Annotated in this window: 1 protein-coding gene; it reads right to left on the bottom strand. The window is 52.5% G+C overall.

Features of this window, described 5'->3' with window-relative positions; genetic code table 11:
- Positions 1–13 precede the first annotated feature (13 nt).
- A complete protein-coding gene (locus AC5RK6_RS06445; RefSeq protein ID WP_394373877.1) occupies positions 14–1,360 on the bottom strand; it encodes an IS256 family transposase in 1,347 nt (448 codons plus the stop codon).
- Positions 1,361–1,403 lie beyond the last annotated feature (43 nt).

Below are 1,403 nucleotides of genomic sequence, written 5' to 3'. Positions count from 1 at the left end.
TAAATGGTTTTGTTTAGTTGGTTGGGAACCGGTCTGGGTAGTGCAGGGATAACTCGCCTAATACTTTCTGCCAGCCCTGCACGCCTTGCCCTTCGATAAGCCGGCCAGGTCCTTTACGCGCACTACCCTTGGGTCGTACAGCATCCCTAGCTCGCTGCCTGGCACGTTTATCCTCGATATTCATGATGGCTAGCCACATGAGTTTGACCGCTGCCCCATCAGAAGGGAAATGCCCACGGTTCTTAATAATTTTACGTAGCTGGTAATTCAACGACTCAATACTATTCGTCGTATAGATCGCTTTACGAGTAGCCGGACCGAAAGCCAAGAACGGAATAAACCGGTCCCAAGCCCGCTGCCAGGCCGCTACCGCCGCCGGGTATTTACGCCCCCACTCTCCTTCTTTAAACGCCTCCAAAGCACCTAGCGCGCCTTCCTCGTTAGGTGCCGTATAGATAGGCTTGAGGGCTGCTGCCACGGCTTTACGGTCTTGATAGGACACAAACCGCATCGAGGCACGGATCAAGTGGACCACACACGTTTGAATGATTGCCCTTGGCCAGGTAGCCGTGATCGCTTCAGGGAAACCAGCCAGCCCGTCACAAGCCACGATTAACACGTCTTGAACACCACGATTGGCTAGCTCAGCGCAAACACCAGCCCAGAACTTCGCGCCCTCATGTGCTTGCACCCAGATCCCTAGTACGTGTTTGATACCATCACAATCCACGCCGATAGCGATATGAGCAGCCCGGGAGGCAACCCGGTTATGGTCTTTGATTTTCACGTGGATAGCATCCAGGAACAGCACTGGATAAAACGCTTCTAACGGGCGGGTCTGCCAGGCAATGACTTCCTCTTGAACAGCCTCGGTAATATTCGAGATCGTCTCATGGGATATTTGGGTACCGATAGTAGCTTCTAGGTGGTGTTGGATTTCCCGGATCGTCATGCCCCCGGCATACAGGGAGATAATCATGTCATCCAGGCCACCCATCCGGCGCTGGCCGGGAGGAACTAGGCGTGATGTGAAGGTTCCAGCCCGATCTCTGGGCTGGTCTATCCTTACCGGTCCTACCTGGGTTTGAAGTGTTTTAGGTGACGTGCCGTTACGTGAATTCCCGCTACCATGCCCGGCCCGGTCATGTTTTTCATACCCGAGATGATCTGTTAGTTCGGCTTGCATACCTCTCTCAAGGACAGCCTTGATTAGTTCTGGTAGAAACCCGTTTTCGCCAGTTAAACCGATACCACGTTCGCTAGAAGACTCTACTAAACGGTCGAGTAGATCGTCGTCAATAAATTCCCGGCGTAAAGCACGAGCGGGAGATTCTGGGCCAGTAGCACGAGCATCCGTCATAGTCATAGTTAATCCTCAATTTCTTAGTCAAATCAAGCATTTA

The organism is Actinotignum sp. usb-actsch-213 (assembly GCF_059085665.1).
The sequence above is the reverse complement of the archived record's forward strand: the minus strand, read 5'-3'. Positions and strand labels throughout refer to the sequence as shown.